This window comes from Polyangium sp. 6x1 (genome assembly GCF_029946515.1).
GTDB lineage: Bacteria > Myxococcota_A > Polyangia > Polyangiales > Polyangiaceae > Polyangium.
In genome coordinates this window covers 32,196-50,459 of record NZ_JARZHH010000026.1, presented here as the reverse complement: position 1 = coordinate 50,459, position 18,264 = coordinate 32,196, and the positions used below count along the sequence as shown (strand labels likewise).

Here is an 18,264-nt window from a genome sequence, read left to right as displayed (position 1 = left end):
CCGACCACGCGCCCGCGGTGGTCCTCCGTCGCTCCGAAATCCCGCGCGCGGCCCCTTCGACGTGCTGCGGTGCGTCGTGATCCGAAGTGCCTCGTCCACCCTCGACGAGTGAAAGAGCACTTCTTTTTGATCCTCGGTCCGGCCCCCACGGTATGCTGCCGCCGAGGCGGACGAGGTCTTTGGTCCGTCAACACGAGAAGGACACTATGAACTGCCCGCGTTGCGGCGCGCCTGCCACACCCGCCGACAAGTTCTGCGCGATCTGTGCCTCTCCGCTCGGGCCCCCGGGGCCCGGCGCCTTCGGTCCTCCTCCGCCCCCTCCCGCCTTCGGGCAACCGCCGGGCTTCGGGCCTCCGCCGGGCCCGCCGCCGGGCTTTGGGCCGCCTCCCGAGCCGCCGGGCTTCGGACCCCCACCGCCAGCTCCGCCCGGCTTCGGAGGCGGCTTCGGGCCGCCCCCCTCGCCCACGGCAAACCCCAGCGCGTTCGGGCCTCCGCCGCCTCCCGCGTTCGGCGCGCCTCCCGCGCCGGGTGGATTCGGGCCGCCTCCGCCGCCCCCCGCGTTCGGGCCTCCGCCTGGGCCAGGTGGTGGTGGATTCGGGCCGCCGCCTGCGCCGCCTGGATTCGGGCCGCCCCCCGAGCCGCCGTCGCCGCCCGCGGGTTTCGGCCCGCCGCCCGCGCCGCCTGGGTTCGGCCCGCCTCCGGAGCCGCCGGCTGCGTTTGGTCCGCCGCCCGCGCCGCCTGGATTCGGTCCGCCGCCGCCGCCTCCGGGCTTCGGTACGCCCCTCGAGCCGCCGCCGCCGCCCGCGGGTTTTGGCCCGCCGCCGGCCCCGGGTGGCTTCGGCCCGCCGCCGCCTGCTGCCTTTGGTCCGCCGCCTGCGCCGCCTGGCTTTGGTCCGCCGCCCGGGCCGCCCGGCTATGGTCCGCCTCCGGAGCCCGCGCCCGGTGGGTATCCCCCGCCTCCTGGCGCCCGGTCGTTCGGCCAGCCGCCGATGGCGGACAAACCCGAGGGGTACGGGCCGCCTCCGAAGCCGGAAGGTGGCTTCGAGGCACCGCGGGCGCCGGGTCGTGGAAACGCCGCGACCGCGGTGCCGGCGAATGCGCCGCCGATGCCCGGTCGGCAAGCAGCCGCGCCGAGCCCCGACGGCCGCCGCGCGCTCGCAGGCTTCCTGGTGAGCTACCAGGACGATCCGCTCGGCAAGTTCTGGCCGCTCTGGCAGGGCAAGAACTCGGTCGGCCGTGCGGACACGGGTCAGAAGGTCGACGTGGAGATCGCGCACGGCACGACGTCCACGCATCACGCGTCGGTCGACTGTGAAGGTGGGAGGTTCATCCTGAGTGATCTCGGCTCGACGAACGGCACCTTCCACAACGAGGAAGCCATCGGCTTCAAGGGCAGGCGCGAGCTGCGTGACGGCGACAAGATCCGCTTCGGCGGCTTCAGCGTCATCACCATCATCGTGACCGCTCGGACCTAGGGGTCGCGCGGAGAAGCCCCGTGCGAAACGCCCTTTTCACCCTACCCAGCTCCTCGACGAGATGACGCCCCCGCGCGCTCGCGTCGCCCGAGGCAGCCGTCCCCCGCGCTCACTGCGCAGGGCGGACGCGCTTCGCTGCCTCGACGCACGAGAGCACGCGGCGGCCACGCTCGCGGACCACGCGCGCGCGCGGCGGTGCTCGTCACCCCGCGCTTTCGCCGGCCCGCCGAGGACCCCCAATGTTGGAGGCTCAAGCATGATCCCGTTGCCCCACGGAGCCGCCCGCGCCGTCGCTCGATCGGCGCGCAAGGCTCCCCTGTTCGCGCTCCCCGCGCTCGCCGCGCTCGCCGCGATCCTCTTCGCCGCCGCGCCCACCCTCGCAGCTCCGGAGGCCAAGATCCTCCGGATCGATCCGCGCACGAGCACGGTCGACGGCTCGCCCGTGCTCACGACCGTGATCGACCTCGTCCAGAACAAGCGCATGTCGGACGCGACGCGGCCCTGCGCGGCGCTGAACGGCGACGCGTTCAACGACTGCGTGGCGAACGCGCTCGAGCAGCCGAACGCGCTCTACTCGTCGTTCGACTTCCCGGAGAAGAACGCGGTGCTCACCGTCGTCGTCGACGGCTCCGACACCGCCGCCCGGTTCGAGTCGAAGGCGCGCTGGGGCGACAGCACGAGCCAGCCCGGCGTCGGCACCGCGTGGCTCATCCTGATCGACGCCGCGTCGTCGATGGGCACGCGCTTCGACGAGGCGAAGTCGGTCGCCACCGCGTTCGTCAACGCGATGGGCCCGAACGACATCGTCGACGTGATGTTCTTCAACGACAAGAGCGTCGTCGAAGACTCGAAGTGGGTGAACAACAAGCAGACGGCGCTCCAGACGATCTCGAGCGTCAAGAACACGTTCCCCACGCAGGGCCGCACGCGCCCGCTCTTCAACATCATCAAGACCGCGGCCACCGACGGCTTCAAGGAGCTCGGCAACGTCGGCACGAACGTCGTCGTTCCGATGCACCAGGCCATGGTGGTGCTCTCGAACGGCGCGGCCGGCGCCGATCCGAGCTCGACGGCCGCGGCCTCGAACCTGCTCAAGGACTACCTCACGAAGGGCCGCTTCCCGGAGAACAACGAGGTTCTCCCGAAGACGCCGGTGCCGGTCATCTCGATCTGGTTCCCGAGCAAGCTCGTCGAGGAGTTCACCGCGAACTCGCGCGAGTTCATGGAAGGTCTCGCGAACACCGAGATCGGCGGCTTCTACAGCATCCTCCGCGACAGGCAGGAGGCGCGCGCGGCCAACATCGTCAACGCGGTCCGCTCGCGCTTCAACAAGATGCACATCGTCAAGTGGCGCGTCTCGTGTGTCGCGCTGAGCTTGACGCAGACCTTCCGCCTCGCGTTCCTCAACACCGATCCGCTGATCGCCGGCGACGCGACGTTCCAGAACGTGCCCGTCGGCATCGATCCCTCGCAGTGGCCGCTCGACATCGACCGTGAGGCCACCGAGCGCGCCGCCGCGAAGGATCCGGTTCATCCGGGCGGCACCGTGAAGGTCTTCGGCAACTTCTGCTGGGGCGGCAACACGCAGCGGGCCGAGCTCTACATGCTCCCGAAGAACCAGCCCGCTCCTGCTTCGCTCCAGGGCGGCAGCATCGACGACGCGAAGAAGGCCCAGCGCACGCTCATCGAGCAAGGCATGCGCGGCAAGGCCACGACGGCCGGCGAGAGCATGGTCGAGTTCGAAGTGCCGAACACCGACAAGTTCCTCTCCGGCAAGGGCGAGCAGATGACCGCGCGCCTCGTCGTCTACGACAACCAGGCCAAGCGCACGAGCGCCATCACCGCCGACAAGATCATCACGGTGAAGGCGAAAGAGGCGCCGCTGCCCTTCCTGCTCATCGGCGCCATCACGTTCGGCGGCGTCGTCCTCGTCCTGCTCGTCGTCTCGATCTTCCGCAGCGGTGGCAACAAGCGCCGCGCCGGCGCCGCGCCCGCGACGGCCCCGCGTCCCGCGGGTGGCTCGCCCGGCCCGATGCCTGGCGGCTACGCGCCCGCCATGCCCATGGGCGGCGGCATGCCCGGCCCCGACTTCGGCGGCGGATACGGTCCTCCTCCGATGGGCGGCGGCCCTGTGGGCGGCTCCGCGAACCGCGCGGTGCTCTCCGGCTCGCTCGGCATCTTCACGTTCAACCCCGGCACCGAGATGCGCGTCGGCCGCGACGCCGCGACGTGCCAGATCGTGGTGAACGAGCCGCGCGTCTCCGGCAGCCACGCCGTCATCAAGTTCGAGAACGGCCAGCTCTTCGTGCGTGACGAGAACTCGAACAACGGCACGAGCATCAACGGCAACCGCATCCCGCCGCTCGTGTGGACGCCCGTCTCGCCCGGCGCGATGCTTCGCTTCGGTCCCATCGAGTTCAACGTCCGTTTCGAGTAGTCTACGCTCGAACGACCGTCGTCCCGGCCTCCACCCCCCGGCCCTTCCGCGATGAGCCAACCCCAGGCCCTCGGCACCCGCGTCCGGATCGAGTTCGCCCAGGCCAGCGATCCTGGCCGTGATCCGAACAAGCAGGTCAACGAGGACTCGTGCGGGTACGCCGAGACGCGCTTCGGCCACCTCGTCGTCCTCTGCGACGGCATGGGCGGGCACTACGGAGGCCGGGAGGCGAGTCGCACCGCGATTGCCACGATGTTCGAGGTCATCGACCAGGCTCCGCCCGGCGCCACGGCCGCGACGGCGCTCAAGGCCGCGATCGAGGAGGCCGGGCGTCGCGTGTATCAGCTCGGCGGGCCGCCCGAGAACCGCGGGCGGCCTGGCTCGACCGTCGTCGCGATGCTCGTCGGTGATCGCGGCCTCGACGTCGCGCACGTCGGCGACAGCCGCGCCTACTGCATCCGCGCCGGCCAGATCTACCCGCTCACCCGCGATCACTCGATGGTGCAGGGCATGATCGACGCCGGCATGCTCACGGAGGCCGAGGCCATCGGGCACCCCGACGCGAACAAGATCACGCGCGCCCTCGGCATGCGCGCCGAGGTCGAGGTCGAGGTCCGGCCCGAGCCGATGGAGATGTTCCCGGGCGACATCTTGCTCCAGTCGAGCGACGGCCTCACCGACCTCGTCCTCGGCGTCGACATCCTCGGCGCCGTGCGCCAGGCCCTCGCCTCCGGCGCGCTCCCGCACGCTTGCAACCAGCTCGTCCACCTCGCGAACGATCGCGGCGGCCACGACAACATCACCGTGCAGATGGTGCGCATCGTGGAGCTCGCGCCGCGCGCGTCGCACACCATCCCGCAGGCCCCAGCGAACGCGCCGGAGCCCGCGGCCCCGCGGCCTCTGCCTCCGCAGGAGACGCGGCCGATGACCGCGGTCGACACGGCGAAGGTCACGACGGGCCCGAAGCTCGGCCTGCCCCCGCCCGTGCCGGTCCCCACGTTGCTCTCGCCGAACGCCGCCTCCGCGGCCCCGACCGCGCCCGAGCAGGGCGGCTTGCCCTTGCCGCCGGCATCTCCGTCCTCGCCGGGCTTCGCGCCCGTGCAGCCGACGGCCGTCGATCGCCCCGTCGCGCCCTCGCCCACGATGCCCGAGCAGCCGCGCCTCGCGCCGTTCGCGGCCCAGCTCCCCTTGCCGCCGCCCTCGGCGCGTTATGCGGCTCCCCAGACCACCCAGGTTTCGGGCCAGGGTCCCTCGAAGACCCACCCGCCGGAGGCCCCGCAGCCCGTCCCGTCAGCGCCGATTTCCATGGCGACCCGCGCGCGTCCTCCCCAGGCGGGCATCGTCTACGTGATCATCGGCATGTCGGCCGTCATCGCGGTGCTGCTGCTCCTGCTCATCTGGGCTCTTTTCCTGCGCTGAACACGGCTGGCGAACGCCGCCCCGGCGCGCCTATCCTGCCTTCGTCTCGCGAGGCGCGGCCGTCCCCGTTGCCCTCCGCGGACGTTCGTGGTGAAAGGTAGCCCGCATGGTCCCCGGCTTCGGCAAGCAGACCCTCACGATCGGCAGCGCACCCACGTGCGACGTCGTCATCGCGGATCCCAGCGTCGCGCCCGAGCACGCGCGCCTCGTCCATCAGGGCGGCGGCAGGCTCGTGTTCATCGGCGGCGGCGCGGCGCCCTCGTTCGCGAACAACCGTCAGCTCGCCCCGGGTGAAGAGGTCCCCTTCGACTTCCGCACCCAGTTCGTCGTCGGACGCGCGCCCGTCCCGCTCAGCCACCCCGCGATCATCCTGTCGATCATGGCCACGGGCAGCGCGCCCGCGCCTGCGGGTCACCTCGTGATCGGGCGTGATCCTGCGCGCGCCTCGCTCGTCATTCAGCACCCGAGCGTATCGAGCCAGCACGCGACCGTGATGCTCGATCGCATGCTCGTGGTCGACAACGGCTCGACGAGCGGCACGTACGTCGGCACCACGAAGCTCCAGGCTGCGCAGCCCGCGCCGATCGATCCGAATGGCGTCGTCGCGTTCGGCCCCGTGCCCGTCCCGGTGGAGCTGCTCGCGCGGCTCGCGCAGGCCTCGCGCGGTGGCGTCGCGCCCGTCGTGAGCGGCGCGTATGCGCAGCAGCCGGCGGCGCCCATGCCGCAGACGAACGTCTCGATGCCGCAGCAGGGCTACCCGTCCGTGCAGCCGCAGGGCTACCCGTCCGCGCAGCCGCAGGCGCAGGGATATCCGCCTGTCTCGGGCGCGGCGCCGGCTGCGGGCGCGCCGGGCAAGAAGAACAAGACCGTCCTTGGCCAGCTCGATTTCGCGGGGCCGAGTGGCGGCGGGCAGAAGAGCATCGGCCGCACGCCCGACAACGACATCGTCATTCAGCACCCGCAGGTCTCGAGCCGCCACGCGCTCGTGCACCAGATGAACGGGCAGCTCTTCGTCGAGGATCGCGGCAGCGCGAACGGCACGTACGTCCGCGGCCAGCGCATCCCGCCGGGCCAGAAGATCGGCATCCAGAGCGGCGAGAAGTTCTTCATCGGCCCGATGCCGCTCCAGATCGAGCTCGGCTCCTCGGGCGCGGTCCAGATCGTCCAGGAGGAGTACTCGGCCGATCGCTGGGCGGGCAAACCTCTCTACGAGATCGAGGCGTGGAGCCTCGTCCTCGAGGTCCCCGATCGCGATAACCCCAGCGAGATGAAGCGCCTGCTCGACGACGTCTCGTTCAAGGCGCTGCCGGGCGACATGATCGCTCTCATGGGCCCTTCGGGCGCGGGCAAGACGACGCTCTTGCTCACGTTGAACGGCTACCTGCCGCCCACGAGCGGCGTCGTCCGCATCAACGGCGAGGACCTCTACAACATCTACGACAACCTGCGCGGCTCGATCGGCTACGTCCCGCAGGACGACCTCGTGCACCCCGAGCTCACGGTCTTCGAGGCCGTGAAGTACAGCGCGAAGTTCCGCCTCCCGCCCGACTACTCCGAGGAGGAGATCGACGCGCGCGTCGAGCAGACGATCAAGGACCTCGGCCTCGAGGGCGTGAAGAACCTCCAGATCGGCAAGCCCGAGAAGAAGATCCTCTCGGGTGGTCAGAGGAAGCGCGTCAACATCGCGCTCGAGCTCGTCACGGACCCCGTCATCCTCTTCCTCGACGAGCCCACCTCCGGCCTCGCCGCCGACGACACCACCGCACTGATCACGCTCTTGCACGACCTCACGAAGGCCACCGGCAAGACGATCATCATGACGATCCATCAGCCGGCGAAGGACGAGTACGAGAAGTTCTCGCACACGCTGATCATGGGCTACGGCGGCGTGCCGGCGTTCTTCGGTCCCACGCAGGGCGAGTCGTACCGCTTCTTCGGCACGTGGAAGGAGCGCGCGGGCCAGCGCAACGACATCGACAACCCGCGCGACATGTTCGAGATGATCGCGTCGCGCGAAAAAGCCCTCTACGACCAGATGCGCGCGCGCGACCCGAACGTGCCGCGTGGTCATGCGCGCAAGAACGCCGCGCTCGAGTGGCGCCGCGAGTACTTCAACGATCAGAACCCGACGTACCGCAAGATGTACACGGGCCGCCGCGAGATCGGCACCGGCCAGGGACAACGCGCGATCCCCGAGCGACGCGCCACCACGAAGGGCCAGCTCGGCCTCCTGCTCTCGCGTTACTTCAAGACGAAGATGCGAGACACGGCCGGCACGGTCATCATGCTCGCGCAGGCGCCGATCATCGGCATCCTGCTCGCGATCGTGTTCGGCTGGCAGGAGAAGGCCGTCCCGGCGTGGTGCCTCGGCGCGCTCCAGGAGCTCGGCAAGAAGTTCGGCGGCAACACGAACACCGGCGACGTCTTGAAGAGCATGACGGCCACCGCCGACAACACCGGCGCCATCTTCTTCCTCGTCGTCGCCTCCGTCTGGTTCGGCACCTCCAACTCGGCGCGCGAGATCGTGGCCGAGCGGGCCATCTACATGCGCGAGCGCATGGTCACCCTGGGCCTGCTCAACTACGTCCTCTCGAAGTACATCCTGCTCGCGTTCTTCTGCATCGTGCAGTGCACGATCCTTCTCGCGATCGTGTTCTTCACGCTCGGCTTCCATGGCGGCCCCGCTGCGTTCTTGATGCAGCTCGCCTCGCTCGTGGCCACCTCGCTCGCGGCCGTCGCGCTCGGGCTCCTCCTCTCGACCGTCGTCACCTCCTCCGAGGCGGCCATGGCCTTGACGCCCCTCGCGCTCATCCCCCAGGTAGTGCTCGGGGGGCTCATGGTCCCGATGACGACGGTGCCCCACCTGAAGCCCCTCATGATGATCATGCCGGCCCGCTGGGGCTTCGAGGGCTCCATCGTCCACGAGCGCATCGCGCTCAAGGAGGATCCCTCGTGGGTCATCGATCTCGGTCGCACCGAGAGCGCGCCTGCCGACTTCATCGAGGCTGGCAAGTTCAAGTGCTCGGTCGCGCAGATGGCCTCCGACAACCTCGCCGGCGGCTGGGGCTTCACGAACTACGAGAGCACGTGGCTGCCCTTCGCGGTGCTCGGGGGCTTCACGATCTCCCTCGTCATCGTCCTTTGCGTCATCTTGAAGCGCCGCGATCCGGTATGACCACGTGAACGTGCTTCCTCGCCAGAAGAGCGCCCTTGCCTTCCTCCTCGCGGGGCTCGTCGCCGGGACCTCGGCCGCGCCTGCCCTCGCGCAGAGCGCCCCGCCCGGCGACGCGCCTGCGCCCGCTGCTCCCGCTGCGCCCACCGGCTCCGCGATGCCCCGGCCGCTCAACTACCAGCCGCCGGTGTACCCGCCCGAGGCCGAGAAGGCCGGGCTCGAAGCGACCGTCACCCTCCAGCTCGACATCGACAGGACCGGCAAGGTCAAAAACGTCGTCGTCATCGAGCCCGCGGGACACGGCTTCGACGAGTCTGCCGTCGAGGCCGCGAAGAAGCTCGAGTTCGACCCTGCACGCAAGGCCGACGGCACGCCCGTCCCCGCGCGCATCCTCTACCGCTACTCGTTCGCGCTGAAGAAGGCCGAGCCCCCGCCCGACGCGACCTCCGGGGACAAACCCGGCGCCGCGCAGACGAGCGAGGCGCTCCGCGGCGTCGTGCTCGCGAGCGGCGGCGACGTCCCGCTCGCCGGCGCCACGGTCCTCTTGAGTGGACCTTCCGGGCAGAACGAGGCCACGGTCGACGGCGACGGCAACTTCCGCTTCGACGCGCTCGGGCCGGGCAAGTACCGCGTGATCATCACGGCGCCTGGTTACGACACGCTCGACGTCACCGAGGAGATCGCGGCGGGCGAGTCCATCGAGGTCAAGTACCGCCTCGTCGCGGCGAGCGACGGCCTCGAGGTCGTCGTGCGTGGCGCCCGCGCGCCGCGCGAGGTCACGAAGCGGACGCTCGAACAGCGCGAGATGCTCCGCATCCCCGGCACGAACGGCGACGCCCTCCGCGCCTTGCAAAACCTACCCGGCGTCGCGCGCCCGCCTGCCATCGCGGGCATCTTGCTCGTGCGCGGCTCGGCTCCGCAGGACACGCAGACGTTCCTCGACGGCACGCAGATCCCGCTCATCTACCACTTCGGTGGTTTGTCCTCGGTCGTCCCGACCGAGATGATCGAGCGCATCGACTTCTTCCCGGGCAACTTCAGCGCGCAGTATGGCCGCGTCATGGGCGGCATCGTCGACGTCGCGGTCCGCGCGCCCAAGAACGACGGCAAGTACCACGGCATGGCGCAGGCCGACCTCGTCGACGCGCGCTTCATCGCCGAGGGCCCCGTGCCTGGCACGAAGAACAAGGTCCGCTTCATCGCGGGCGCGCGGCGCAGCTACCTCGACGCCACGCTCGGCCTCGCCCTCGACGCGGCCGGCGCGGGCATCACGCAGCTCCCCGTCTACTGGGATTATCAGCTCGGCCTCGAGGCGAACCCCACGCCGAGCTCGAGCGTGCGCCTCACCTTCTTCGGCGCGGACGACTCGATCGCGCTCATCGCGGATCAGCCCCCGCCCGGCGAGCCTGCGATCAGCGGCAACGCCGGGTTTCACACGGGCTTTCACCGCATCCAGCTCCGTTACGACAACGACATCGACGACAAGAACCGCTTCTCGGCGGTCGCCGCGGTCGGCATCGACAACCTCGATTTCGGCGTCGGCCCCTTCTTCTTCAACCTCAAGAACTACAGCATCAGCGGGCGAGCCGAGTACACGCGCCGCGTCAGCAAGGGCATCACGCTGAACACCGGCCTCGACGTGTTCACGAACTACGCCGACGCGAAGTACCGCGGCCCGGCTCCGCCGCGCGCGGGCGAGCCTTCGGGCGGCCCCTTCTCCACGCGCCCGCTCATCGAGTCCCAGTTCAGCGGCTGGATCGTCGCCCCGGCTGGCTACGTCGAGCTCGAGATCGCGCCGACGGGCCGGGCCAAGCTCGTCCCGGGCGTCCGCGTCGACGGCTACAACCGCGTCGACGGCGTCGACATCTCTCCGCGCGTCAATGGTCGCATCGACCTCACCTCCAAGTTCCCGCGCTCGACGCTCAAGGGCGGCGTGGGCGCGTACACGCAGCCGCCGCAGCCGCAGGAGACGATCCCTCCGTTTGGCTCGTCCGGGCTCCGCGCGAACCGCGCCATTCATTATGCGATCGGCGCCGAGCAGGAGTTCACGCGCAACATCGAGCTCAGCGTCGAGGGTTTCTACAAGCAGCTCGATCGCCTCGTCTCGCAGCGCCCCGCGGACGTCGGCGGCGGCACCGTCCGCGAGAACCTCGGCAAGGGCCGCATTTTCGGCGCGGAGTTCCTGCTCAAGTACAAGGCCGACTCGAACTTCTTTGGCTGGGTCGCCTATACCCTCTCGCGCAGCTTGCGCACGCCGCTCCCCGGCGCCGAGGAGCAGCCCGTCTCGTTCGACCAGACGCACATCCTCACGGCGCTCGGCAGCTATCGCCTCGGCGGCGGCTGGGAGTTCGGCGCGCGCTTCCGCCTCGTCTCGGGCAACCTCACGACGCCGAACGTCTGCAACTTCGAGGAAGCGGGCTGCATCCCAAATCGCGCGAACGCCATTTACAACGCGTCCGTCGGCACCTACGTGCCGATCCCGTACAGCGGCCCCTTCAGCGAGCGATTGCCCATGTTCCACCAGCTCGACATCCGCCTCGATCGGCGGTTCCGCTTCAAGAGCTGGCAGCTCTCGATCTACCTCGACGTCCAGAACGTCTACAACAGCCAGAACGTCGAGGGCATCGATTACAACTTCAACTACACCGCGCGGCAATACGTGACGGGCGTGCCGATCCTGCCGAGCTTCGGCATTCGTGGTGATTTCTAGGCCTTTTCGCCGAGGAGGGAATGGCATGAAGCAGACACGCTCCTTCCGACGTCACGTGCTCGGCGCGCTCGCCGCCGCGGCGCTCGCCGCGCCGATGGCCTCCACGAGCGGATGCTCGCCCGGCTGGGTGTCGTCGAACCTCGTCAATGGCCTGCGCGTCTTCGCCGTCACGGCGGACAAACCTTATGCGCAGCCAGGCGAGGAGGTCCGCTTCGACATGACCTTCTACGACGGCTACCCCGACCCCGAGGGCGACGGCCCGCGCCCCGTCCAGATCCTCTGGATCGGCGGCTGCTACAACCCGCCGGGCGACCTCTATTATGGCTGCTTCCCGCAGCTCTTGCAGACGTTCCAGAGCCTCGGCCAGGGCGGCGGCGAGCTGCCGCCCGGGCTCATCGGCTTCGGGCCGACGTTCACGACCACGATTCCGGCCGACATCCTCTCCCAGCGCCCGACGCCGGACGGCGGATCGAAATACGGCCTGCAATTCGTATTTTTCTTCGCCTGCGCCGGTGAGATCAAGCCGATCGAGCTCGACCCTTCGGGCAAGGCGGGCTTCTTCCCGTTTGCCTGCTTCGATCCCGAGGGCAATCGCCTCCCCGCCGACAGCTTCGTCCCCGGCTTCGCGCAGATCTACACGTTCGAGGACGGCCGGACGAACCAGAACCCCCCGGTCGCCGGAATGATCCTCGACGGCGAGCTCATCCCCGAGGACCTCGCCGAGGCGCCGACGGTCAAGGCTTGCCCCTCCACGGACGACGAGCGCCGGGCCGTCGGCTGCTTCGCGGGCGACCCTTACGAGGGCTGCACCGAACACGAGATCGACCTCCAGGTCGAGCCCACGATCGGCGAGATCGATCCTGGCGAAATGGTCGACGGCAAGCAGATTTACGAGGCGGTCTGGGTCGACTGGCTCGTCGACGCGGGCGACCTCACGGGCGGCGGCATCTCGCTCATCAGCGGCGTCACCGAGGGCTACAAGGACGAGCACAGCACGAAATGGATCCCGCCCGCCGAGCCCGGCCTTTATCAGATATGGGGCATCGTTCGGGACACGCGGGGTGGATCGACCGTCGTGCAGCGCTATATCCGGGTGGAGTGACCATGACCCAGGAACCCACGAGCGACTTTTCCGCATCGAAGGCCCGCACCTGCGCCTGCGGCCACGGCCGTGAGCACCATCTGGTGAGCCCCGAGGGCGTCTACACGCTCTCCGGCTATCTCCGCCTGTTCTTCGGCATCTCGGCGCGCCCGACGAAGGTGAAGTATCGCTGTCGTCGCTGCAATGAAGTGTTCTCCGTGACGACGGATCCTTCCATCCTCGACCAACATTACTGATTCGCGTTCAATCGTGCTTTTTCCTTGACGCCGATCCTATGCGGCCAAAGGATCGCGCGCATGGATCGCTTCTCGCGTTATGCGCCGCTCGAGCTGCGCGCCTTCCCGGATCCCGGAATGGAGGACCGCTCCGGGCCGACGCTGACGCTGGGGAGCTTGTTTACCATGCTCGTGACGGTCGGCGGGGACGACGTCCCGCCGGAATATGTCGCGGCGTGTCGCAACATCGACCCTGCGGCCTGGTATCTCGGCCAGGACCTCGAGACGATCCTGAACAAACTCGAAGACCGGGATCCTGCGCTCCCGGAGCTCATCGGCCGGAACATTTATTTCATGTTCCGCACGCAGCTCCACGAGCTCGGCATCAAGAGCCCGACCGATTTCGTGGCCAAGCTCCCGGGCATGTGGACGTTCGCCACACGCGGCAACAGCGGCACGTGGCGCACCGCGATGAAGGGCGAGCGGCACGCGATCGTCGAGTCGCATCAGCCGTTCAATTGCCAGTTCGAGGCCGGCGGGCTGCGCGGGTTCCTCGAGGCGCTCGACGCGTACGACGTGGAGATCACGCATTCGACGTGTGTCCGGCGAGGGGATCCTTTCTGCACGTTCGATACGCGATGGCAGGAATGAGCGCCCTTCGATGAGCGACGAGGCCCAGGGCGTGGAGGGAACGCCGCCGCTCGCCGCGCGGCTCCTCGACGAGGAGATGGATCTCCTCCGCTGGATTGGCTCGCGCATGAGCCGCGTCCTCATCGGTCGATACGAGGAGCTGCCTTTCATCGAGCGCACGGACGAGCTCGGAATCGTGGCGAACATGGTGGCCCGCGTGGCGCGGGAGCTACGCCGGAGCCGCGAGCGGGACGAGGCGCGGCGCAAGGAGCTCGAGCTACGGGGGCGCGAGCTCGAGGCGCGCGTGCAAGAATTGGAGGAGGCGCGCGCGGAGCAGGAGCGGCTGCTCGGGGCGGTGCGGGACCTCTCCGCGCCCGTCCTCGAGGTGTATCGCGGCGTCTTGCTCGTCCCGATTGCGGGGGCGCTCGACGCCGCGATGCTCGCGCAGGCCGAGGGGCGCGTGCTCGCGCGGGTCTCCGAGGCGGGCGCGCGCACGGTGATCCTCGACATCACGGGGGCCGTGGCCATCGATGCCGTCGTGGCCGAGGGCCTCGTTCGAATCGCGCGGGCCTTGTCCTTGCTCGGGGCGCGCGTCGTGCTTTGCGGCGTGTCGGCGGCGGCGGCCCGTACGGCCGTGCAGCAGGGCCTCGATTTCGCGCCGGCGATCCTGCGCGCCGATCTCGGCAGCGCGCTCGAAATGGCCATCGGGGCCGAGCTCCGTCGGGCGCGAAGAATCTAGGGCAAGCGGGCCCGGGTGTCGCGGATGTCCCCGGACAAACGTATCGACCGACCCGAGACGACCCTTGAATCGACGGGACGACCGCTCGACGTCCCGGGGACCGCACCCCAGAGAAGCGCGTGTGGAAGGTGTCGCGGGGGGAAGCGACGGGCGGACGGGCCGCTCGCGTGGACGCTGCGACGAACGACCTTCGACTCGCAAGGGAGTGCGTCATGGCACAGGAGCAGAAAAAGGGCCAGATGACGGTCGAGGAGGCGGGACGCAAGGGCGGCGAGACCGTCCGTGACGAGCGCGGCTCCGAGTTCTACTCCGAGATCGGCCACAAGGGCGGCCAGCGCGTGCGCGAGCTCATCGAGGAAGGCAAGCAGGCCGAGGGAGAGGGAGGCAGCAGCGGCGGCGGCAGCTCGAACAAGAGCTGAATGCGTCCGTTTTGAGGTTGGCTCCATGAAGTGGCCGCGGCGGGGCGCATCGCGCGCTCGGGCCGCGGCCCTTTTTTCGTTTCAGGGCTCGTCGTCGTCGAGCGTGAGCAAATACCGCTCGAGGTCGTCGAGATCTGCGTCGCCGAGGTGGCTCGTCTTGCCGTGCTGATCCGTGGCATTGCGATCGCGGAGCACGGCGCGAAGCGTGGGTGCGGAGCCGTCGTGCAGGTACGGCGCGCTCTTCCACAGCCCGCGCAGCGTCGGCGTGTCGAGCCCCGGCAGCGGGCCGCCGAGCCTCGACCCGGAGCCTGGTCCGAGCGTGCCGACGTCGTGCAGCACGTAGTTCTTGTCGGCCGCGAGCGCGCTGTCGGTGAAGCGCGGCGGCGCGTGGCAGGTCGAGCAGCCCGCCTCGGCCGAGAAGAAGATGTCCTTGCCCTTCTGGCGCGAGGCCAGGGCGGCCGGATCGTTCGATCGAAACGGGCTCTTGCCGAACGAGCCGAGCGAGGCCACGTACGAGGCGAGCGCGTCGAGCTCCGCGGACAAACCTTCCTTCGGGGCGCCGAGCGTCTGGTCGATCATCCCTGCATGGAAGACGTCGTCCGGCAGAAATCCCGTCCCGCCCATGGGGCCGCGGATGTCGTGCTCGAAGTCCTGCACCTCGTCGAAATTGGCGCTCCAGTGCAGGGGCCCGTGCGCCGTACCTGCCCGCCCGGCGAGCGGGGTCGTATTGCGCAGGCCCTCGCCTCGCTGCGTGAAATCCCAGACGAGGTTGTCCCCTTCCCCGTCGAGGTGGCAGGACGCGCAGGACATGTAGCTCGTGCGGCTCATGCGCGGGTCGCGGCTGCTGTAGAAGATCTGTTTGCCCCGTAAAACGTCTTCGAACAGCACCTCGCTGACCGCGGTCGCGATCCCGCCGAGCGGGACGGGCGGGCTCGACAGGTCGCTCACGTCGTACACGTTCACCAGGCGCGAGAGCGACGCGTGGACCCACAGGGTCTTGCCGTCTTCGCTGAGGACGAGACCGTCGGGGGCGTGGCCGACGTCGTCGATCGAGCCGGCGACGTCGAAGCTCACGGCGTCGCGCACCTCGACCCGCTCGGCGCCCTGGATCGCCACGTAGATCACGTCGCCCTCGGGGGAAAAGACGGCGGCCGAGGCGAAATCGAGGTCGTCGAACGCATACCGCCCCGCTTTTCGCTCGAACGGTGTCCCCGTCGGCCCGCCGAGCTCGATCTCGGTCAGGATCGCGCGCGCGGTCGTCTCGAAGCTCAGGGGTTTGCCCGTCCGGTACATTCCCGTCACGGTGTTCGCGCGAAGCGAGGGGACGATGGCGCGGCCGCCGTCGGGCGAGGGGACGATCTGGTTCAGGAAGCTCGGCACGCCGCTGTTGTTCGTGTCGCTGTCGAGCCCGACGTCGGGCGGGAGCAGGAGCGGCTCGCCCGCCGCGAGCGCCGCAGGGAACGCCCCGTCGATCACGGCCACGTTCGCGCCCTCGGCCGTCGCGCGCCAGCGCGTCACGAGCACCGTCCCGTCCGCGAGGGCCGCGACGCCGCGTACGTCCGGAAAAACGGGGATCTTCGAAAGGATCTTGTGGTCCTCGGCGCGGACGGCGGCAAGCTCGCCCGTGCCCGAGAGCGTCACGAAAAACACGCCTTCCCCGCGCGGATCGGCGACGACGCCGAACGGCGCGCTGCCCGGGCCGAGATCGATCTTCCCGCGCGTCTCGTCCTTGTCGAGATCGTAAAACACGACCGTGCCGTCCCCCTGACAAGCCGCCGCGAGGATCGCGCCCGAGATCGCGAGCGTGCGTGGCGCGCCGCAATTCACGAGCGATTGCGGGAGGAAGGCCGGCACATCCGCGTCGAGCCGCGCGACGTGGTCATGATCGGTATTCGCGACCCAGAGGTGGCGGTGCTTGGCGTCGAGGACGATCGTGCTCGACGTGTTCGGCCGGATCGCCATGGGCTTCCGCACCACGGCCACGCCGCGCGTGGCGACGAGCTTTTGCCCCTTGTAGATCGCGGTCGCGCCGAGGAGCCGACGGCCCGGCTCCGTATAGGTATGACAAACCATCGTGAACAACATCGCCGGCGGCACGGCCGTCCCGTCGCCGAGGTTCCAGGCGACCTCGGCGGTCGGGCCGCCCGTGATGGGGAGCGAGAAACAGACGTTTTCGCCGACGTAAGCGACCGCGGGCCCCACGATCGCGCCGAGCGCGAACGGCGCGGGCGGAGGTTTGTCCGTGGCGCCGTCGCCGCAGGAGGCGAGGGCCGCCCCGGCGAGGAAAATCGCGAGGGGAATCCCGGCGTGCGCGCGTCTCATTCTTCCTCCTCCTCCGAATAGGGCGGGGGCGGCGCCGGGAGGAAACACGGGCCGGTCTTGAACGTCGAGCGGAACTCGGTCGCCGTGGGATTGCCGTTGAAATCGACGACCCCACCGGCGGGCACGACGACCTCGTACTCGGTATCGGGCTCGAGCGGCGCGGCGGGCCAGAAATTGACGATGCCCTCCTGCCCCGAATACTGGCCCTGGATCGGCTCGGTCGTGCCGACCTTGCGGACGAGGAACGAGCCCTCCCAAAGCGATCCGAGATCGACGAACTCGCCGAACGTGAGGCCGATCCGGGTCGTGAGCGGCTGCGCCGTGGCGCCGTCGCGCGGGTTCACCATCGTCACCTCGGGGCCGCGCGTGTCGGGCATTTCGAGGAACGGCGCGACGGCGCTGCCGTGGTCCTCGTCGGCCTTGTCGTCGACGCTGAGGACCACGACGTTGCCGATCGGAATGATGGTGTCGAGGTCCCCCGTGAGGTTGAAGCGGCGGAGAAGCGTGGGCTTCGTCGGATCGGAGACGTCGACCGCCTCGGCGAAATGGCTCTCGCCGACGAACGCCACGTTCTCCTTGAGGAAGACGTATCCGCCGTTCCCGTCGGGCGCGTGGTAATCGCCGACGTACTTCGGCGCCTCGGGGTTCGAGATGTCGTAGATGATGACGCCGCCGCCGCCGGATTTGCGGGCGTACCAGGTCTTGTCGCCGTTCAAATGGCCGTGATAGGCCTCCTGGCGGACGCCGGCGCCGTCCTGGATCTCGAACGTGCCGCCCGGGATGGGCGTGGGCCGCGCCGGATCGCCGATGTCGAGCAGCGCGGTGCGCGAGCCCTCGGCGGCCATGACCGTGAGCAGGTTGCCGACGGCGAAGATCGCGCCGGCGCGCAGCGGCGGGTCGAATTTGAGCTTCGTGATCGGCACGGGTTTGGCTGGGTCGCTTGCGTCGACGACGAAGATGCCATTGTCGGCCGCGGCGACGTAGACGTACGGGGCTTGCCAGAAGACCGAGAGGACGACACGCGCGTACGCGTCGGGCCAGAAGACGCCCCGGAACGTGAGGTCGCTCGTGACCGCGGGCGCCTCGGGGTTCGAGAGATCCCAGAATTGAATGCCGTTCACGCCATTGACGACGGCCTTCCAGCCGTTCATCCGGGCAAACCCGGCCGCGTGGGTCTCGCGCATGAGCGGCGAGAAGCTCGTGCCGACTTGCGTGGGCGTGCAGGGGTCGTCGAAGCGATACGTCGATAGGCCTCCGCCGCCCCACTCGGGCGCCCAGGGCATGACGAGGTGGCCGTCGAGCATGGTGACGGTGTTGTGGTGATCCGTGTCGTCCTCGGGGCCGCCGTCGAGGAACGCGCAATTGACCCCGAGGACGTCGGTCGAATACGTCTGCGCCGGGCCGCCGGGCCCTTTCCACGAGAGAGGGCTCGCAGGGCTCGCGGGCAACGGAATCGTGGCAGGAGCCGCGCAGACGAGCCCCTCAGGCTCGTTCGACTCGTCCCCGCCGCACCCGACGAGCGCGATCACGCCGAGCACGGGCCAAACACGGCGGGCCCATCCGATGACATCGTATTTTTGCATGCCGCTGCCTCCGAAACTCCCCGAGGAGAACATCGGAAGGG

The 18,264-nt window shown here is 69.4% G+C and carries 12 protein-coding genes; 10 read left to right on the top strand and 2 right to left on the bottom strand.

Annotated elements, in window-relative coordinates; all coding sequences use genetic code 11:
• The first annotated feature begins 206 nt into the window (after positions 1-206).
• From QHF85_RS23870 to QHF85_RS23825, 10 genes are all read left to right on the top strand, one after another.
• Positions 207-1,475 carry an FHA domain-containing protein gene (locus QHF85_RS23870; RefSeq protein WP_281329593.1) on the top strand — a complete coding sequence of 423 codons (1,269 nt, stop codon included), beginning with the start codon at positions 207-209 and terminating at the stop codon, positions 1,473-1,475.
• Positions 1,476-1,731: 256 nt separating this feature from the next.
• Complete coding sequence (locus QHF85_RS23865; RefSeq protein ID WP_281329592.1) at positions 1,732-3,912, top strand: FHA domain-containing protein; 2,181 nt, start codon at positions 1,732-1,734, stop codon at positions 3,910-3,912.
• Positions 3,913-3,963: 51 nt separating this feature from the next.
• Positions 3,964-5,331 (top strand): protein phosphatase 2C domain-containing protein, encoded by a 1,368-nt coding sequence (locus QHF85_RS23860; RefSeq protein WP_281329591.1) that lies wholly within the window; start codon positions 3,964-3,966, stop codon positions 5,329-5,331.
• A 106-nt stretch (positions 5,332-5,437) separates the two neighbouring features.
• Positions 5,438-8,506, top strand: coding sequence for an FHA domain-containing protein (locus QHF85_RS23855; RefSeq protein ID WP_281329590.1), 3,069 nt, complete (start codon positions 5,438-5,440; stop codon positions 8,504-8,506).
• Positions 8,507-8,510: 4 nt separating this feature from the next.
• Positions 8,511-11,213, top strand: coding sequence for a TonB-dependent receptor (locus QHF85_RS23850; protein WP_281329589.1), 2,703 nt, complete (start codon positions 8,511-8,513; stop codon positions 11,211-11,213).
• A 25-nt stretch (positions 11,214-11,238) separates the two neighbouring features.
• The gene (locus tag QHF85_RS23845; protein ID WP_281329588.1) at positions 11,239-12,315 is read left to right on the top strand and encodes a hypothetical protein; all 1,077 of its coding nucleotides are present in this window, start codon (positions 11,239-11,241) and stop codon (positions 12,313-12,315) included.
• Between the two features lie 2 nt (positions 12,316-12,317).
• Entirely contained in the window at positions 12,318-12,551 is a 234-nt protein-coding gene (locus QHF85_RS23840) for a hypothetical protein (RefSeq protein ID WP_281329587.1), read from the top strand.
• Positions 12,552-12,611: 60 nt separating this feature from the next.
• Positions 12,612-13,181, top strand: a complete 570-nt coding sequence (locus QHF85_RS23835) for a hypothetical protein (RefSeq protein WP_281329586.1) — start codon at positions 12,612-12,614, stop codon at positions 13,179-13,181.
• Between the two features lie 10 nt (positions 13,182-13,191).
• Positions 13,192-13,899 (top strand): STAS domain-containing protein, encoded by a 708-nt coding sequence (locus QHF85_RS23830; RefSeq protein ID WP_281329585.1) that lies wholly within the window; start codon positions 13,192-13,194, stop codon positions 13,897-13,899.
• Between the two features lie 212 nt (positions 13,900-14,111).
• On the top strand, positions 14,112-14,318 hold the full coding sequence (locus tag QHF85_RS23825) for a KGG domain-containing protein (RefSeq protein WP_281329584.1): 207 nt from the start codon (positions 14,112-14,114) through the stop codon (positions 14,316-14,318).
• Positions 14,319-14,399: 81 nt separating this feature from the next.
• Here QHF85_RS23825 and QHF85_RS23820 read toward each other — a convergent pair whose 3' ends face one another.
• Entirely contained in the window at positions 14,400-16,640 is a 2,241-nt protein-coding gene (locus QHF85_RS23820) for a hypothetical protein (protein ID WP_281329583.1), read from the bottom strand.
• Positions 16,637-18,223: an Ig-like domain-containing protein gene (locus QHF85_RS23815; protein WP_281329582.1), complete on the bottom strand. Its 1,587-nt coding sequence runs from the start codon at positions 18,221-18,223 to the stop codon at positions 16,637-16,639. The genes QHF85_RS23820 and QHF85_RS23815 overlap by 4 nt, the downstream gene beginning before the upstream one ends.
• Positions 18,224-18,264: the final 41 nt, after the last annotated feature.